At 70.6% G+C, this 17,676-nt stretch carries 17 protein-coding genes; 11 read left to right on the forward strand and 6 right to left on the reverse strand.

Features of this window, described 5'->3' with window-relative positions:
* Positions 1–89 precede the first annotated feature (89 nt).
* Positions 90–716 carry a TetR/AcrR family transcriptional regulator gene (locus ACYVK3_RS21150; protein ID WP_460499332.1) on the reverse strand — a complete coding sequence of 209 codons (627 nt, stop codon included), beginning with the start codon at positions 714–716 and terminating at the stop codon, positions 90–92.
* A gap of 79 nt (positions 717–795) precedes the next feature.
* Between ACYVK3_RS21150 and ACYVK3_RS21155 the strand changes: the two genes are divergently transcribed.
* Positions 796–1,173 (forward strand): DUF1761 family protein, encoded by a 378-nt coding sequence (locus ACYVK3_RS21155; RefSeq protein ID WP_460499333.1) that lies wholly within the window; start codon positions 796–798, stop codon positions 1,171–1,173.
* 24 nt (positions 1,174–1,197) lie between these two features.
* Positions 1,198–1,479 (forward strand): DUF1905 domain-containing protein, encoded by a 282-nt coding sequence (locus ACYVK3_RS21160; protein ID WP_460499334.1) that lies wholly within the window; start codon positions 1,198–1,200, stop codon positions 1,477–1,479.
* 182 nt (positions 1,480–1,661) lie between these two features.
* On the opposite strand, the gene ACYVK3_RS21165 is transcribed toward ACYVK3_RS21160, so the two are convergent.
* On the reverse strand, positions 1,662–2,717 hold the full coding sequence (locus ACYVK3_RS21165) for a hypothetical protein (RefSeq protein ID WP_460499335.1): 1,056 nt from the start codon (positions 2,715–2,717) through the stop codon (positions 1,662–1,664).
* A gap of 371 nt (positions 2,718–3,088) precedes the next feature.
* On the opposite strand from ACYVK3_RS21165, the gene ACYVK3_RS21170 reads away from it, so the two are divergent.
* From ACYVK3_RS21170 to ACYVK3_RS21195, 6 genes are all read left to right on the forward strand, one after another.
* Positions 3,089–3,676: a tetratricopeptide repeat protein gene (locus tag ACYVK3_RS21170; RefSeq protein ID WP_460499371.1), complete on the forward strand. Its 588-nt coding sequence runs from the start codon at positions 3,089–3,091 to the stop codon at positions 3,674–3,676.
* Positions 3,677–3,712: 36 nt separating this feature from the next.
* Positions 3,713–5,263: a gamma-glutamyltransferase family protein gene (locus tag ACYVK3_RS21175; RefSeq protein ID WP_460499336.1), complete on the forward strand. Its 1,551-nt coding sequence runs from the start codon at positions 3,713–3,715 to the stop codon at positions 5,261–5,263.
* Between the two features lie 34 nt (positions 5,264–5,297).
* Positions 5,298–6,413, forward strand: coding sequence for a winged helix DNA-binding domain-containing protein (locus ACYVK3_RS21180; RefSeq protein ID WP_460499337.1), 1,116 nt, complete (start codon positions 5,298–5,300; stop codon positions 6,411–6,413).
* A 122-nt stretch (positions 6,414–6,535) separates the two neighbouring features.
* Complete coding sequence (locus ACYVK3_RS21185; RefSeq protein WP_460499338.1) at positions 6,536–9,961, forward strand: lamin tail domain-containing metallophosphoesterase family protein; 3,426 nt, start codon at positions 6,536–6,538, stop codon at positions 9,959–9,961.
* Positions 9,952–10,644, forward strand: a complete 693-nt coding sequence (locus tag ACYVK3_RS21190; protein ID WP_460499339.1) for a hypothetical protein — start codon at positions 9,952–9,954, stop codon at positions 10,642–10,644. Before ACYVK3_RS21185 ends, ACYVK3_RS21190 begins: the two co-directional genes overlap by 10 nt.
* Positions 10,641–11,396 carry a HoxN/HupN/NixA family nickel/cobalt transporter gene (locus ACYVK3_RS21195; RefSeq protein ID WP_460499340.1) on the forward strand — a complete coding sequence of 252 codons (756 nt, stop codon included), beginning with the start codon at positions 10,641–10,643 and terminating at the stop codon, positions 11,394–11,396. Before ACYVK3_RS21190 ends, ACYVK3_RS21195 begins: the two co-directional genes overlap by 4 nt.
* A gap of 85 nt (positions 11,397–11,481) precedes the next feature.
* Here the strand turns inward: ACYVK3_RS21195 and ACYVK3_RS21200 are convergent, their stop codons facing one another.
* Positions 11,482–12,666, reverse strand: coding sequence for a S1 family peptidase (locus ACYVK3_RS21200; RefSeq protein ID WP_460499341.1), 1,185 nt, complete (start codon positions 12,664–12,666; stop codon positions 11,482–11,484).
* Between the two features lie 214 nt (positions 12,667–12,880).
* On the opposite strand from ACYVK3_RS21200, the gene ACYVK3_RS21205 reads away from it, so the two are divergent.
* A complete protein-coding gene (locus ACYVK3_RS21205; protein ID WP_460499342.1) occupies positions 12,881–13,048 on the forward strand; it encodes a hypothetical protein in 168 nt (55 codons plus the stop codon).
* On the opposite strand, the gene ACYVK3_RS21210 is transcribed toward ACYVK3_RS21205, so the two are convergent.
* From ACYVK3_RS21210 to ACYVK3_RS21220, 3 genes are all read right to left on the reverse strand, one after another.
* The gene (locus tag ACYVK3_RS21210) at positions 13,045–13,869 is read right to left on the reverse strand and encodes a Rossmann-fold NAD(P)-binding domain-containing protein (RefSeq protein ID WP_460499343.1); all 825 of its coding nucleotides are present in this window, start codon (positions 13,867–13,869) and stop codon (positions 13,045–13,047) included. The genes ACYVK3_RS21205 and ACYVK3_RS21210 overlap by 4 nt on opposite strands.
* 114 nt (positions 13,870–13,983) lie before the next feature.
* Positions 13,984–14,655, reverse strand: coding sequence for a transcriptional regulator (locus ACYVK3_RS21215; protein ID WP_460499344.1), 672 nt, complete (start codon positions 14,653–14,655; stop codon positions 13,984–13,986).
* The gene (locus ACYVK3_RS21220) at positions 14,652–15,965 is read right to left on the reverse strand and encodes a sensor histidine kinase (RefSeq protein WP_460499345.1); all 1,314 of its coding nucleotides are present in this window, start codon (positions 15,963–15,965) and stop codon (positions 14,652–14,654) included. The genes ACYVK3_RS21215 and ACYVK3_RS21220 overlap by 4 nt, the downstream gene beginning before the upstream one ends.
* A 143-nt stretch (positions 15,966–16,108) precedes the next feature.
* Here ACYVK3_RS21220 and ACYVK3_RS21225 point away from each other — a divergent pair, with 143 nt between their 5' ends.
* A complete protein-coding gene (locus tag ACYVK3_RS21225; RefSeq protein WP_460499346.1) occupies positions 16,109–16,813 on the forward strand; it encodes a DUF998 domain-containing protein in 705 nt (234 codons plus the stop codon).
* Positions 16,810–17,541 (forward strand): class I SAM-dependent methyltransferase, encoded by a 732-nt coding sequence (locus ACYVK3_RS21230; protein ID WP_460499347.1) that lies wholly within the window; start codon positions 16,810–16,812, stop codon positions 17,539–17,541. Before ACYVK3_RS21225 ends, ACYVK3_RS21230 begins: the two co-directional genes overlap by 4 nt.
* Positions 17,542–17,676 lie beyond the last annotated feature (135 nt).

Consider the following 17,676-nt stretch of genomic DNA (forward strand, 5'->3'; position numbering starts at 1 on the left):
CGAGTACAGCAGCCCGCCGGCACCGCCGGCGGGCTGCTGTCGTTCCACCCGGACACACACCCGAACCAGAACATCACGCACCGGCGTACTCACGGCCCGTATCCGGCGAGAAAGAGGTCCACAGCGTGCGTGACCGGAGCGGCGCGTCCTTCGACGTCGTCGGAGCCGGTCAGCAGCTGCCGGTTGAGCGGTGACCCGATTACAAGCCAGGTCAACTGGTCAGCCGCTATGAGCGGTTCACGCACGTTCAGCCGGCCTTGCTCGCCGAGCGCCTGAAGCGCGTCGGCAAGGGCATGGATATTGCGCTCCCAGCTGTTCTCGAGATAGCTTGCCGCGACGTGCGGGAGGCGCCTGGCCTCACTGGTGACCAGAAGCCGCATGTTCAGGACGTCTCGGCTGAGGATGCCCGCGCGCATGACCTCGGCCAAGACGATCAGGTCACCGCGGGTGTCGTCACCCGACACGAGCCGCTCCAGGTGCGGGCGCATGGCGTCACGCCCGGCCTCCGCCCAGGCGCGGACGACCGCGGCGAACAGCGCGTCCTTGGAGGCGTGTTCGCGGTAGAGCGAGGCCTTCGAGATCTGTGCCCGCGCGGCGACCTCGTCCATGGTCGTTCCGCTATAGCCGTGCTCGAGGAACATTTCGCGCGCGGTCGCGATCAGGTCGGCTCCGGTTCGGCCGGGCGGGCGACCCCGCCGGCGAGCTACGTCGGTCATGTCTCGATTTTAGTACTTGACCGGACTGAAAACTAGGGCTAGAGTATTTAAGTACCAACTAGTACCTTAGGGGTTCGCCATGGTGCTCGCCATCATTGTCGCCACAGTCGCCTCGTTCGCGTTCAGCGCGGTGCTGTACTCCGTGCCGCCGGTCGCCGCCTTCGTGCAGGCCCACAGCACTCCACGCCCGGGAGTTCCCATCGCCGCCCAAATGGGCGCGGTCATCGCCCGCAGCCTCGTCGCCACGTGCCTCGTCGTCGGTCTCATGCAGGCGGCCGGGTGGGAAGGGCTCGGCGCCGGCATCCTGCTCGGGCTGGCACTGGGGGTGCTTCCGACGGCCATCCTCGCGGGCGCCGTCGTACACGAGGGGGTCCCCGTTGCGCTCGCCGCGATCCATGCTCTCGACTGGGTCGTGAAACTGGCGCTGATCGGTGCGCTCGTCGGTCTCCTCGCCTGAACCACGTCAATCAAAGGGGGAATCATGCCCACAGGACCGCTCGACATTCAGTTCACCGCCACGCTCGGCAAGGTCCGAACCGGTGACACATGGACCTGCGTACAGCTGCCCGATTCGGCTGCCATATTCGGAACGCGCGGGCTGGTGAAAGTGGCGGGCACCATCGACGGTGTCCCCTTCCGTGGTGCGTTCATGGCCTTGGGCGATGGCACGCACAAGCTCCCCGTCGCGGCGGCCATCCGCAAACGGATCGGCAAGAGCGACGGCGATGTGGTCGAGGTGCGCCTCACCGAGCGGCTGAACTGACCGATCCCTCGCCTCCGCGCGGCGGTTCGCCATGCTGAGCCGGAACGCTGCCCAGGTGCCCGTGACGCACCACGCCCACCACCACTCCGGAAGAGCATGGCGAAGACTATGCCAGCCGCGCACCGGCCGCGTGTGGCCGGCAAAAAGGCCCCGCCGATGGCGGGGCCTTCTGTGTTTTCGGCTTAGACGTACGGGCCGTCCAGGGGCTCGCCCGCGTGTTGGCGGTACCACAGGCCGCGGTAGGAGCGCCAGGGCTCGGGGCGGAGCTCCGTCGGGGCGAAGATCTGCTCCAGGAGCCTCCGCGCCTCCAGGACGAAGTCGAGTCGCTCGTCGGGAGCCGCGATGTGCTGGGAGTCGTCGACGGGGGTCTCGGCGGGGAGGATCGTCAGCGACGGCCAGATCGTGGTCTGCTCGGCCATGGGCAGCAGCCACGCCCGCATCTCGTCGAGCGGTTCGCTCCCCACGGTGTAAGTGAACGAGGTCCGGTGCCCGGCCGCCCGCGCGGCCGCGAGGATCTCCGCCAGGCGCTCGGACTGCCGCGCCGCCGCCGGGCCGATCGGGTCCGCCGCGGCGGCCGCCTGCGTCGAGTCCGTCTCCGGATCCGCCAGGTGAGCCTGGAACGATTCGGTGGTCAGGAAGAGCAGGATCGGCCCCACCTTCTCGGCCAGCTTCGCGAACGCCGCTTCGCTGTGCAGGGCCGGTGTGAGCACGCCGAGCGTGGTGTGCTCCGGCATGCCCTCGGCCATCATGGCCTCGCGCACCGCGATCAGATTCTCGGTGACCAGGGTCTCGTCGTGCTCGTTGATCGCCGTGAGCATCACTTCTTTGATCTGGTGCTGCGTGCCGTCGTCGGCCAGGTCGGACGCCAAGGCCTGCAGGAGGTCCCTGTAGGTCTTCACGAGTTCCTGCGCGTCCGTGCCGCTCTGCAGCGCCAGCGTCGCCGCCGTGCCGTCGGCGCGCAGATATCCGCGCACCTCGTCGCCCGGCTCGGCCTCGATGATCTCGGCGACCGGTGTGCCGTCGACGCACAGTTCGCTGAGCCCGTGCTGCGGGGAGGACGGGTCGACGTGCGCGCGCAGACTGAACGGCGACGTGGCCCTGTCGGCGGGCAAGACCGTCATGAACTCTTCGTTCTCGGAGTGGATGCGCAGCCGCATCCCCTCGGTGTTGTTTCCGCGCAAGCCGTAAAGGTTCAACGCGATCAACAGCAGCTCGCTCCACTGCAGGTCATGGCGCACGGCCAGACGACGCCAGCGGCGTACAGTCGACGAGATCGGGCCGGCAGGTTCTGCTGGCTGTGTTGGCTCTTCCATCACAAGATCCGATCTTTCTTCTAGTCCCCACCACTGTCCTCCACCGTACAAGAGACTTTCCCGTACAGGTGGCTGCGGTCTGCCTCTATGCTAGGGCCGTCTAGCCGCAAAATCACCCGTCGTGAGCACCAGCACTCTATTCGAGCCGCCGCCGGAATGGCATCCGGGACGGGACCTGACAATTGCTTCCGGCATCGAATCCATACACCCCGAGTGCTCAGGAGTCGGGTATGCGAAACGGTGTGGCGCACGGACGTGTTCGCAAAGCCGTCGACCGGACCTGGTCGGCGGTCGTCATGAAGGCCACCGAGGCCCGTGCCCGAGAGCATATCGAAGCCGGTCGTTTCACTGAGGCCACGACGGTGCTGGAGGGGGCCGCGCTTCGCTATGGGCACGAAGCGGTGCACCGGCTGCTCCTCGCCTGGTGCCTGTACAAGACCGAGCGTCCCGAGGGCGCCCGGGAGCGGGCCGTCGAGGCCGCACCGGAGGACCCGGACGCCCACTGGGTGCCCGCCACAATGCCCGGTTCGACCTCGACCGCAAAGGCGGCACTTCCGCGGCTATGTGGAAGGCCGTCGGGCTCGCGCCGGACCGCGGCGCCTATTGCATGCGGCAGCCCCGGATCCGGTTCGAGGAACGGGACTCCGCCCGGACCCGTGGACTGGTCGAGAAGGCGTTCGACTCGGCGCCCGACGATTCGTGGGTGCGATACGCGGCCCGCCGCGTCTTCGACCACCATCCGCGTCATCGTGCTCGGCCCGATTCGCGACCGTCCCGCTTCTCGATCCCAGCGCCCTGCAACACTTGACCGTCCTCGGCCACGTCGACCGCCGGGCGAGCCGCATCACCGCCTGACCCGTGCCGCTAGCCGCACGGCAAGGTAGGCTTCTGCGCGGATGACAACCGAGCTGGGAGGTCCCGTGGTCAATCAGGGTGTCGTGTGTTCGGTCGACCCGCATGTCAGCCGCATCGGCCGCGACGTGCTCGCGTCCGGCGGCAACGCCGTCGACGCCGCCATCGCGGCCGGGGCCGCCCTGACCGTCGTCGCCCCGCACCTGTGCGGCCTCGGCGGCGACCTGTTCGCGCTGGTCCACCGGCCCGGCGAGCCCGTCCCCGCGAGCCTGAACGCCTCCGGGCGCGCCGGCTCGGGCTCCGACCCCGAGTCGCTCCGCGCCGAGGGACACGAGGCCATGCCGTTCCGCGGCGACATTCGCTCCACGACCGTGCCGGGGTGCGTCGACGGCTGGTTCGCCCTTCACGGGCGCTTCGGCACCAAGTCGATCGGCGAGCTCCTCGCCCCCGCGATCGATCTGGCCGCGCGCGGCTGGCCGGCGGCGGCCATGCTCGCCCGCGCCGGCGCCACCCTCGACGGCGTCGAAGGCGCCGAGGACCTCGTCGGCCTCGAACCCGGCGACACGGTCACGAGAACCCGCACCGCCGAAGCGCTCCGCGCCATCGCCCGCGACGGCCGTGACGGCTTCTACCTCGGCGCATTCGGCGGGGGCCTCATCGAGGCGGGCCGGGGCCTGTTCACCGAGACCGACCTCGCCGCCTCGCAGGCCGAATGGCAGGACCCGCTCAGCGTCGACGCGTTCGAACACCGAGTCTGGGCCGCCGCCCCGAACTCCCAGGGCTATCTCCTGCTGCTGTCGCTGGCCATCGCCGATCGCCTCGACCTGCCCGCCGACCCCGCCGATCCGCTGTGGGCCCACTATCTCGTCGAGGCCTCCCGCCTCGCCGGCTACGACCGCCCTGAGCGGCTCTTCGACGGCGCCGACGTCGCCGACCTGCTCGCCGCCGCCGGCGAACGCGCCGCCCGCGTCAGCCCCGACGCCCGCGCCGCCGTCCCGAGCCATCAGCAGGCCGGCGGCACCACTTACATGGCCGTGCTCGACGCCGACGGCACGGCCGTCTCCTACATCCAGTCCAACGCCGCCGGGTTCGGGACGCGCCTGTTCGAGCCGCGCACCGGCATCGGCCTCCAGAACCGCGGCACCGGCTTCAATCTCACCCCCGGCCACCCCGCCGAGCTCGCACCCGGCAAGCGGCCTCCGCACACGCTCGTGCCCGCCCTCGTCACCCGCCCAGACGGCTCGCTGCGGCTCGTCGCCGGCACCATGGGCGGCGACTCCCAGCCGCAGATCGTCGCCCAGCTCCTCGCCCGCGTCCTCCACTGCGGACACGACGTGGAGGCCGCGGTGTCCGCGCCGCGCTGGCGCCTGCACCCCGGCGAGACCGGCTTCGGCACCTGGACCGGCGCCTACGACATCGACGTGGAGCTCGAGACCGGCGCGCCCGAGGAATGGAACCGCGGCCTGTCGCAGCGCGGCCACGCCACCGTCTCGGCCGCCGCGGGCAGCTCCTTCGGCCACGCCCACCTCATCGAGCTCGACGAGGACGGCCGCGCCGAAGGTGCCGCCGACCCGCGAGCGGAGACCGGCACGGTCGCGACTGTCGTACCCTCGCATTAACGTCGGGCCAGACCCCCGTCGGAAGGACCGAACCGTGCCCGAGTCGCTCAGCCTCGCCGAAGCCCGCCGGATCGCCGTGGCCGCCCAGTTGCGGCCCAAGGCCACCCGGTACAAGACCGTGCTCGAACGGCTCGGCTGCATCCAGCTCGACACGATCTCCGCGGTCCGCCGCGCGCACGAACTCGCCCTCCTGGCACGCGGCCTCGACGTCGACGAGGCCGCTCGCAGCCTCGACAAGCGGCGCAAAGCCGTCGCCTTCGAGTACTGGGCGCATGCGATGTCGCTGCTGCCGGTCTCGGCGTGGCCGTACATGGCCCGCCGCCGCCGCGCCTGGCGCGAACGCTACGACGCCGAGGCCGCGCTGGCCCCCGAGGCCGCCAAGGACGTCCTCGCGCTGCTGGAGGAGCGCGGTGCGATCACCGTCTCCGACTTCCCGAACGGCGCCATGCATCGCGGGAGCGCCGGACCGGTCGCGAACATGGGCGACAGCTGGAACCTGCGAACCGATCACAAGCACGCCGTCGAGCGGATGCTGTGGTTCGGTGAGGTCGCCTGCACCCACCGCATCGGCTTCAAGCGGGTCTACCAGCTCACCGAGCGAGCGATCCCGGACGAGTACCGCTGGGACGCCGACGACGAGGAATGCCTGCGCTACATGGCCGGCACGGCCCTGCGCAACCTCGGCGTCGCCACCACCAAGGACGTCGCCGACTACTTCAGGATCTCGGTCGCCGACGCCCAGCGCACCCTGAGCGAGATGGGGATCGAGCAGGTCGCCGTCGAAGGCTGGCGCACGAGGGCCTGGATCGACCCGGAGGCCAGGCGCCTGCGCGCCCCCGGCGCCGACCGGCCCGTCGCGGTCTCCATGTTCGACCAACTGGTGTGGCTGCGCGAGCGCATGCAACGCCTGTGGGGCCACGAGTGGAAGATCGAGATCTACGTCCCCGCGCCCAAGCGCACCTTCGGCTACTACTGCCTCCCGATCTTCGTCGGCGACGATCTGCCCGGCCGGGTCGCCTTGCGCCGCACCAACGGTGATCTCGTGGTCGAGGCGGTGCAGTGGGACGAGGAGCGGGCCGACCGCGAGCATCTCCACGCGGCCGTCGATCGCGTGGCCTCCTGGGTCGGTGCGACGACACGCTGGGGATAGGCGCGGTAACAGAATTGACGGTCGAGCAGTGTGGAGGTCCCCTACGATTCATCCGTGATTTACGTGCGTCCGACAAGCTCCGGGATATGACTCCTTCCCCCCGGAATCGCCCGAATTGGCGTGTGCCCACGACCGCTATCGCGGCCACCCTCGCCTTGGTCCTCTCAGTACTGACCGTCTCCTCTTCGGCCGCAGCCCAAATCGGCCCGAAGGTCCTGATCTCGGAGTTGAGCAACTACGGCGCCGCCGGCAGCGCCGACGAGGTCATCGAGCTGACCAACTACGGCGACGAGACCGCGGACCTCAGTGGATGGCAGGTCTACCGCTGCGCCGCCAGCGGTTCGCGATCCTACGACCCGCAGATACCGCCGCTCGGGTCGGTCACCTTGGATCCCGGCGAGACGTTCCTGCTCGCCAACGCGGGCGGCACCGTCACCGACGCGGACGCCTACTACGAGGTCAGCGTGGCCAACGCCGGCTTCGGTGTCTGGCTCGAAGACGCGAACCGCAACCGCGTCGACTCGGTCGCCGTCTACGCCGACCCGGTCGACAGCGAATGCGCCCTCGGGGACGAGCCGCTGCCCAACGACCTCAACGGCATCAGGAACCAGAGCTGGCAGCGCGTCGATGACTCTGGCACCGACGCCGACGACTTCATCAAGGCCGTCCGCACCCCCGGCGAACCGAACGCGACCGAGCCCGACGACGGCGTCCAGCCCAGCGACGTCCTCGTCTCCGAGCTCACCAACGCCGGACCGGGCGGCTCCTCGGACGACTTCGTCGAATTCGCCAACTTCGGCGACGACCCGGTCGACGTCGGCGGATGGGGCTTCTACCGCTGCTGGGGCGCGGGCCAGACCACGCCCGGCAGCCTCCAGGCGACGATCCCCGCCGGCACCGTCCTCGCTCCCGGCGAGGTGTTCGTCGCGGCCCACAACTCCGTGTCGGTGCCCGCCGGCGTCGCACACGCCCGCTACTCGACCAGCCTGGCGAACGTCGGCTTCGGCGCGATGCTCATCGACGACGAGGGCGGCATCCGCGACGCCGTCGGCGTCTACGAGACCGACGGCGTCCACCAGCCGCCCACCGGCAGCGCCTGCATCCAGGGCGAGGCCCTGCCCAACCGGCTCGACTTCGGCTGGAACCAGACCTGGCAGCGCACCGGCGACACCGGTGACAACGCCGACGACTTCGTCAGGGCCGAGCGCACCATCGGCGAACTGGCCGCACCCGACCACGACCCCGGCCCCGCGCCGGTCGATTCGGGCATCAGGGTGAGTGAGCTGGTCAACGCCGGCCCGAACGGCGGCGCCGACGAGTTCTTCGAACTGGCCAACTTCGGCGATGAGCCCGCCGATCTCAGCGGATGGCAGGTCTACCGCTGCCAGGAGGACGGGCGCCGCAACCCCACCCTCCAGATCCCGGTGATCGGCGACGTCGTCCTCGAACCCGGCGAGACCTACCTGTCCGTCCACACCGGCTCCGGCTACCACGACCGCGACGACTGGGACGCGTCTTACGACGTCGGCCTCGCCGCCGGCGGCTTCGGCCTCATGGTCCTCGACGACCGCGGCCGACTCGCCGACAGCGTCGGCGTCTACAACGCCAGTTACAGCCCCTGCACCCAGGGCCTGTCGCTGTTCAACGCCGTCGCGTTCGAAGACGGCGAGACGTTCCAGCGCCTCGACGAGACCGCCTACAACGCCGACGACTTCGTCACCGCCGAACGCAGCCCGGGGTCCCTGCCCGACGACCTGCGCCACCCGACCGACTTCACCGACGCCGAGCTCGAACCGGTCGAGGTCGACCCGGCCGGCCGGCCGCTCGCGCCCGAGACCGGGGCCGAGGTCGAAGGCCGGACGGCCGCGTTGAGCGCCACCGCCGACCACACCACCGGCGGGGCGAGCGATCTCGCCTTCACCGGCGCGCCGACCATCGCCGTCAACGAGCGGGCCTCGCGCGTCTACACCGGCGCCACCGACCAGGCCCCGCCGTCCAGCCGCCGCGTCGACGGCGAGGACGAGGCCGACCTCGGCGTCCTCGAAGGCGGCGGCGAGCTCGTCACCGAATCGACCGCGTCCTTCCCGTTCCAGCGCTACGAGCTGAACCTCGGCGCCACCCAGCGCGAGGACTTCCAGTTCACCTGGAGCGGCGCTTCCACCGGCACCAACGAACTCCAGATGTACGCGTGGAACCACCGGTCCGGCCAGTGGGACCTCATCGCCGCCGACGGCGGGATGACCGGCGGCCAGATCACCCTCACCGGCGCCGTCGAGGCGTCGAACCACTTGCGCGGGCGCAACGTCGACATCCTCGTCCAGGACGGACCGGCCACCGCCGCGGCCTTCTCCGACGACGCGGCCGAACCGAACCTCGCGTTCAAGGACCCCGCCGAGTACGACGTGTCCTTCGGCTACGTCACCGACACCCAGTTCCTCAGCGAGGGCTACCGCGAGTCCTACGCCGAGATGACCCGCTGGATCGCCACCAACGCCGACGCCCGCGGCATCGAGTACACCGCCCACACCGGCGACCTCATCCAGAACTGGCTCAACGGCACCCACTCCTCCGAGCGGGCCGTCGACGAGTACGAGTTCGCCTCCGACACCATGGCCGTCCTCGAACGGGCCGGGCAGCCCTACGGCGTCACGCCCGGCAACCACGACAACAAGTGGGGCCGCGAAGGCGAGCTGTACAACGAGCACTTCCCGGCCGAGCGCTTCGAGGACGAGGACTGGTACGGCGGCGCCTGGCGGCCCGACGACTCCCAGAACCACTACGACGTCATCGAGGCCGACGGCGCCGAGTTCCTGTTCCTCTACCTCGGCTACTTCGCCGGCGAGGACGCGATCGACTGGGCCAACCAGGTCCTGGGCGCCCACCCCGACCACAACGTCGTCTTCGCGACCCACGAGTACCTGCACCCGGACGGCTCGCTGTCCACCCCGGACAACTACCGGTGGACGTCCATGGCCGACCGGTACTGGAACGAGATCGTCCTGCCGAACGAGAACGTGTTCATGGTCCTCGCCGGGCACCACCACGGCGTCGCCCTCAACATCAAGCGCGACGTCGGCGGCGTCGACGGCCGCGTCGTCGTCGAGATGATGGCGAACTACCAGGGCTTCGAGGACGAGGGTCGGTTCAACGCCGGGTTCATGCGCCTCCTCCAGGTCGACGTCGACGCCGGACTCATGGCCGTCAACACCTACTCGCCGCTGCGCGAGGAGCACAACGCCTGGGAGTACAAGCCGGACGACGTGGTGGAGGAGTACGACGACGCGACCGACGAATTCACCATCGAGGTCGATCTGAACACCGGCTACGACAAGCGGATCGCCACCGAGCTCATAGCGCCGCACACCGCCGCCGTCGAGATCGGCACGGCCGGCGCCGCCGACGGCGAGACCGCGACGGTCGACTGGACCGGCCTGGCGTGGTGCGGCGACTACCTGTGGATCGCGAACGCCGCCGCCGACGGGCGCACCGCCCGCTCGGCCGCCGCGATCGTCTCCACCACCGGCCGCGGCGGACGCGAATGCGACTGACCGCCACCGTCCGAGTGCTGCTCGGGCTCACCGCGCTGGCCACCGCCGGCGCGGTGGGCGCGGCACCGGCCGCCGCGCACCCGCTCGGCGACCCCCAGACGGTGCGGCTGACCGCCGACGGCTCACGGGTCAAGGCACTGTGGACGGCGCCGCCGGACGACCTGGTGGTCCTCGGCTCCGTCACCGGCGCGATCCCCGACCAGCGTGAGTACGTCTTCGACCTCGGCGCCGACGCCGAACCCGCACCGGTGGGGGAGACCGACGCCGAGCTGCTCACCGGCTCCCGGGCCGTCGCCGACTACCTCGCCGAGCACATCCGGGTCGGCCAGGACGGGCGCGAGTGTCCGGCCGAGGTCGACCTGGCCGCGCTCGTCGACGAGGGAGCCGAGCTCGTCTTCGCCTGCCCCGAACCGGTCACCGCGGTCGAAGTCGAGGTCACGATGCTCACCGACGCCGACCCGGCGTACCGGACGGTCGCGTTCGCCGACGGCGCCGCACCGGAACAGCACCTGTACACCGTCGGCGATCCGGTCGCCGAATGGCGCTTCGACGCCACCGCCGCCGAGGAGGGGCGCGACTGGTTCGCCCCGGTGGCGCTGGCCGTGGCGATCGCGGCCTCGGCCGCCGCCGCCGTCGTCGTGCTGAGGCGACTGCGCCGCACGGCGGCCGGATCGCCGTCATGACCGGCATCGACGCGCGGCTCCTGGGCGCCTTCGACGACGCCTTGTGGCCCATCGCGGTCGGTATCGCGGTCCTCGTCGGGGCCGCGCACGCCGTCCGACCGGGACACGGCAAGACGCTCGTGGCCGCCTACCTCGTCGCCGAGCGGGGCCGCCGGCTCCAGGCCGTGGCGCTCGCGGTCGTCATCGCCGCCCTGCACACCGTCTCGGTGCTGGTCTTGGGGCTGCTGTGGTGGTGGACCGCCGAGGGCCAGGCGGCGTCGATCGACTCGCTCGCCGACTGGGGGCGGTTGCTCGTCGCCGTGCTCGTGCTCGGTCTCGGCGCGGTCGTGTGCCGCCGCCAATGGCGGGCCTTCAGGCACCGCAGGGCTCACGGCCACGCCCCCCACCACCATCACCACGGCCCGCCGGAAGGGGCGGGACCGTGGTCGTGGAGCGGTCTGGTCGCCGTCGCCTCGGTCGGCGCGCTCGTGCCGTCGCCGGCGGCGTTCCTGCTGCTGGTGTCGGGCCTGCTCACCGGCCGTGCGCCGTTGGCGGTGGCGATGGTCGTCGGCTTCGGGCTCGGGCTGGCCGCGACCGTCCTGGCCGTCGGCCTCATGGTCATCGCGGGACGGGACTGGCTGGGCCGCAGGGCGGCAGGGCATCGGGCGCTGGCGAGGCTCGGCGCCTGGGCACCGCTGTTCGGCGCCGCCGCCATCGTGTGCGGCGGCTGCGTGCTGTCGGTGACGGCGGTGGCCGCGCTCGTCGGCGCGTGACACGGCCCTGGAACACCACGAGGGGCCTCCCGGTGACTGTCGGGAGGCCCCTCGCTGTTCTGTGGAGGATAAGAGACGGCTGGCGCTAACTGGTGACGAGCGTCAGGTTCCAGGCGTTGAGCACCGGGTTGATGGGCTGGAAGTAGGTCGTGCCTCCCGTGCGGCAGTTGCCCGAGCCGCCCGAGGTCATGCCCTGAGCGCTGTTGCCGGCGATGAACGAGCCGCCCGAGTCACCGGGTTCGGCGCACACGCTGGTGCGGGTCAGGCCGCGGACGGATCCCTGGGAGTAGTTCACGGTCTGGTTGAACGCCTGCACGGTGCCGCAGTGCCAGCCGGTGGTCGAACCGGACCTGCAGATCGACGAGCCGGGAGCCGCCTGGTTGGAGTTGTAGACGTAACGCGAGCCCGAGTACATGTTGACGATGTTGTACAGGGTCTCGCCGCTGCCCACGGCCACCCAAGCGGCGTCGTTGCCGGGGAAGACCGAGTTGCGGAACGTGCCGGGAGCGGCCTCGCCGCCGGTGACGCTGGCGCCGGTGCGGCCGCAGTGGCCCGCGGTGACGAAGCCGGGCGTGCTGCCCTGGCGGACGGCGAAGCCGACCGAGCAGCGCGAGGAGTTGTTGATGTTGTAGGCGTCGCCGCCGCGCACGAAGTACGTCTCGGGCGCTTCGGCGGTGGTGTCGACGGAGACCATGTCGGCGTCGACGCCCGCGGCCTCTGCCAGGTGGGTCGCGGCGTCGGCGTCGGCGGCCTCGATGACGATCGCGTTGCTCTCCACGTCGACGTAGTAGCCGTAGACCCCGTCCGACTGGACGGCGTCGAGGTCGGCCACGGCCGCCTCGAGGTCGGCGAGGTCGTGCTCGACGAGCACCGGGGTGGCGCCTTCGGCGGCGAGGTCGTCGGCGTCGGCGCGGGAGGTGGTGGCGACCATGATCTCCTCGGCGTCCTCGCTGACCCACAGGCCGGCGTAGGTCTCGTCGAACTCCTGGGGGACTTCGGCGAGGAGTTCGGCGGCGACGGCCTCGACGGCGAGACGGTCGTAGGCCTCGGTCGGGGTGATGTCGAAGGTCTCGGACATCGCGTCGATCATGGCGGGGCTGACGTTGCCCAGCAGGTCGGCCCGTGCATCCTCGGCTTTGATCTCGAGCGGGTCGGCCGAGGCCGACGACGAGGTCATGGCGAACGCGAAGGAGGTGGCGAGGGCGCTTGCGGCGGTGGCCGCCAGCACTCGTTTGAGTTTCGTCTCTCTATGCCTTTCGGGTGAGGGCATGTGACAACTACCGGGGAGTAGATGTCATGGCGGTCACATGTGAGTGGCGCCATACGAGGAGGTTAGTGGGAAAACGTGCAAACGAGAAGATGGCAATAATTCAGTGAATATCCATACAGGTTTCATATTGTTGCGCATATATGAACAGCAGTGTTATTCACGAGATTTACGGGCATAGTGGGGCGTACTGGTGATGCGCTCGGGGCGGCAGTGCATGAGCGACACCAATGAGGCCATGGCCGCCCGCCTGGTAGAACGGCTCGAGTCGGTTTCCGGTCATCGACCGTTCTGGGAGATCGCCGTCAAGCCGTGCGACGGCCTTCGACGAAGCAGCGAGCAGCGCCCCGCCGCTTGTTCGGAGCGGGGCGCTGCGGCGTCCTAGCGGAACGCGTCGGCGTGCTCGGCGGCCCACTGCGCGAAGCCGCGCGGCGCTCGACCGGTGATGTCCTCCACCGTGGACACCACGGTCTTGCCCTCCTCCGGCGTGTTGCCGAGGGCCTCGACCAGGAAGGCGATCATGTCCTCGCCCATGCCCTCCGAGGCCCACTTCTCGCGCGCCTGGTCGACGGTGAGCTCGACGAACGCCAGCTCGCGTCCGATCGCCTCGCCGAGCATGCGGACCTTGTCGGTGATCGTGACGGCCTCGGGGCCGGTGAGCACGTACTCCTTGCCGTCGTGTCCGCCTTCGAGCAGCACCTTCGCGGCGACCGCGCCGATGTCGGCAGGGTGGATCATCGCGCTGACGCGGTCGCCGAACGGCTCGCGGATGCGGCCCTCGGCGCGGATCGCCGCCGCCCACCACATGAGCGTGTTCGACATGAACTCGACCGGGTGCAGGAGTGTCGTCTCGACGGCGCTGCCGGCCAAGGCCTGTTCGAGCGCGCCTTCGGCGCGACCGCCGAGGACGGTGACGCGGCGGACGCCCGCGGCTTCGGCGAGCTCGACGATGCGGCCGGCGTGGGGGAGCGGCGCGTACTGCTCGCCGGCGAAGTTGATGAGGTGCGCGGCCTCGACGCCGTCGAAGACGCCGTCGAGGGTCTCCGGCTCGGCGAGGTCGCCGACCGTGATCTCGACGCCGTCGGGGAGCTCGGCCTCGGCGTTGCGGGTGAGCGCGCGGATCTTGGCGCCCGGCTCGAGCTCGATGAGCTGCGCGATGACGTTGCGGCCGACGGTGCCGGTGGCTCCGGTGATCAGGAAGGTCATGGGGACTCCTCGCGAGAAAGTATGGAACGGAACGCTATATTCCTATAATAGCAGAACAGAATCATCCCTTCCGTTCCACTCTCCCCTGAGCTCGAGCATGCTCGTTTCACGAGCTCAGCTCGGGTCGCCCGCCTGGACCAGTCCCGACTCGTAGGCGCAGATGACCGCCTGGGCGCGGTCGCGCAGGCCCAGCTTCGCGAAGACCTTGCCCACGTGCGTCTTCACCGTCTGCTCCGAGACGAACAGGTGCGCCGCGATCTCCGAGTTCGACATGCCCCGCGCGATGAGCCGCAGCACCTCCTCCTCGCGGGCCGTCAGCGAATCGAGCCTGGACGACCGCACCAGCTCGGTCGGCCGCGAGCTGAAGAACTCCTCGATGAGCCGCCGCGTCACCGACGGGGCCAGCAGCGCCTCGCCCCCGGCCACCACCCGGACGGCCGCGATCAGGTCGTCGGGCGGGGCGTCCTTGAGCAGGAAGCCGCTGGCGCCCATGCGAAGCGCCTCGTACACGTAGTCGTCGATGTCGAAGGTCGTCAACATGAGCACGCGGGGTCGGCGCTCCTCGGGCAGCGAGAGCAGGTGCCTCGCCGCTCCCAGACCGTCCAACTTGGGCATGCGGACGTCCATGAGGACCACGTCCGGCCGGCAGCGCGCCGCCTCGCCGATGGCCTCCACGCCGTCGGCGGCGTCCCCGACCACATCGATGTCGTCCTGGGCGTTGAGCAGCGCCGCGAATCCCGCGCGCACCATCGCCTGGTCGTCGGCGATGAGGACCTTGATCGTCACGAAGTCGGCTCCTGTGCTGTCGGTCGGGCGGTGGCGGGCAGGACGGCGCGGACGCGGAACCCGCCCCGAGCGGTGGGCCCCGCATCGAGCGTGCCGCCCTCGAGGACGACCCGCTCGCGCATCCCCACCAGGCCGAGGCCGGCGCCGTCCGGCTCCGGCGGCGCTCCGCCGTCGGGCGGTGGGGCATTGACCACGGTAACCACCACCGAACCGTCCTCGCCGCGAACCTCCACCTCGGTCGCCGCCCCGGCAGCGTGGCGCACGACGTTGCTCAGCGCCTCCTGCACCACCCGGTACACCGTGAGCGCCACCGTCTCCGGCAGTCCACCGGGGAGGTCGACCGTCGTCAGCGTCGTCGGCGTACCCGACCGGTCCACCGCCTCCACCAGGCCCCCGATCCCTTCGGGACCGGGCTGCGGCTCGCGCAGGCCCGCCTCGTCCTCATTGCGCAGCACCGCCAAGAGCCGCCGCATCTCCGTCAGCGACTCGCGCGCCTGCTCGCTGATCGACTGGAATTCGGCCCGCGCGGCGTCGTCGAGCCCTTGGAGCCGGTACTCCGCCGTCGAGGCCTGCACCGCGATCACCGACATGTGGTGCGCCACGATGTCGTGCAGCTCACGGGCGATGCGCGTGCGTTCCTCCAGCATCCGCCGACGACCGCGCTCGGCCGACGCGACCTGCTCCTCCTCGGCGACCCGCGATCGACCATGCCGCCAGATCCGCACCGACAGACCGGCCAGGAAGGCCAGGGCGCCGTACAAGGCCACCAGCGAGAGGTTCTCGCTCGCGGGGTTCGCGTCGAACGGGAAGACCTTGACGATGTGGAGGATTCGGGCGTTCACCGCCCAGAGCGCCCAGGTCCCCGCGGCCACATAGGCCAGCCACGCGCCGATCGAGACCCACACCCGGCAGTCTCTCGCCAACGCGAACTGGACGACCAGGTAGGCGAAGATGCTCGGCACCGTCATGGGCCAGGGCTCGTATCCGAAGTCGCCGCTGCCGAGAGCGGTGCTGAGGAGCACGCCCATGACGAGCAGCGCCGCCACCACCGGCCGGAACCGAGCGACGATCACCGCCGCGCCGGTCATCGCTCCGAGGACGGGACCCCAGTCCATGTGGTAGGTGACGAGCAGCATCTCGCTCTGGTTCGCGAACAGCAACAGCGCCAAGGGGACCGAACCGGGGCCGATGAGCGCCAGCACCGTCGTGAACTTCCAGCGCCACGAGCCGTCGCCGACCGGGCCGGTGCTGATCAGATAGGAGATGACCCGGCGCACCGGTCGCGAGGATCGCCGCTCTTCGGTCTGCATCGCTCCACGCTATGTCGTCGCGCACCAGGCCCGCCTCACCCTCCAGTACGGTTCCGGCCGTGTCGACTCGCTCTGGGGTGTGAGAGCCGATCCCGCACCGCGGATTGAGGGCGCACGGCCTCGGAGAATTTAGCGTTCGGCCGATGAATCGATCGCTGTTCCATACGCGCGCAGCCGAAGCGGCCGCGACCATCGGCCTCGTCCTCAGCGTCGCCAGCTTCGCGCTGCTGCACCTGGTCATGTCCGACGTGGTGGACCCGGTGAGCACGCCGGTGTCGATGTACGCGCTGACCTTCCCCGGCAACGTCCTCTTCCCGACCGGCGTGGTGAGCCTGGCGCTGGCCTGCGCGATCCTGGCCGGTCGGGGCGTCGGGCTGCCGCGAGACGGCTTCATCCGCCGGCTGCTGGGCGCCACGGCGGTGATGCTGGTGCTGGCGGCGGTCTTCCGCAGCGGCACGCCCGAGTCCGGTCTCACCTTCGGCGCCCAGATCCACCGCTACACCGCCGGGGCCGCGTTCGTGCTGCTCACCGTCGTCGCCGGACTGTGCGCCGTGGGGATGCGCCGGGCCGGCACCGCTCCGGCGATCCGGCGGGCCGCGGCGTCGGTGACCGCACTGGCGTCGCTGACGTTCCTGACGACCACGGTCAACACGTTCCTGCCGGCGCTCGCCGACGGCGGCGAGTGGCGGGGCGTCCCGCAGCGGGTGCTGCTGGTGGTGCTCTCGGCGCTGATCGCGCTGCTCATCGCCAACTCCTCGCCGGCGGCCTCACCCCGAAGAGCGAGGGCCGGAATGGCTCCGCGGAGTGATGCTCACCGAGCCGGCGAACTCATAGCGTCGAAGTCATGAGCAACCCGTTGCGCGACTACGAGCGGCTGTCGGCCGCGATCGACGCGATCTCGATCCACGTCGAACGCTACGAGATCTACGCCGCGGACCTGCGGCGCGTTCGCGCCGAGCAGGCCGCGCTGCGCGAGCGGCGGCCGGGCATGCGACCGCGCCTGGACGACATGGAGGCCGAGCTGTCGTACCTGCGGGTGCGTGCGCTGGCGCCCTCGACGGTGGTGCAGATCGGCCGCGACGACGGGTGGTCGGCGTCGTGGCTGCTGCGGGCACTGCGCGACAACGGGCACGGGCGGCTCCACTCCTTCGACCCGAGCGGCCGTGCCGGTGAGGACGTGCCGGGCGAGCTCGCCGAGGGCCGCTGGAGCCTGGAGGCGGGTGACGTGCGCGAGCGCGCCGAAGCGCTGCCGCGCCGGATCGACTACCTGTACCTGGGCGGGTCGCGTTCGGGGCGCTTCGCGCGGTGGTACCTGCCGCGCCTGGTGGCGGCGCTGGCGCCGGGCACGCCGGTGAGCGTCCGCGACGTGTTCCGCCACCGAAGTCCGCTCCCGTTGGGGGAGGCGTCGGTGGTGCTCAAGTGGCTGCGGCGCCGTCACCTGGAGTACTTCACGGCGGCTCCGGCGCGGCAGCCGGTGGTGCACCGGCAGCTCGACCGGGTCCGCCGCGAGCTGGGCCTGCGTGACCCCGTCCATGTCGGGGACCGCAACCCGATGATCTTCTTCCAGACGGCTTGACGGCCGGTCGACCGGGTGTGCAGACGCCGAGGCCGAGGACGAACGCGGCGACCACCGGCGCCAGGTACATCAGGGGCGCGGGGAGGTGGGCGTACGAGCGGGCCCGGATGACGGTGATGAGCGCGCCGATGAAGT

The sequence above is a fragment of the Glycomyces tarimensis genome (assembly GCF_054776215.1).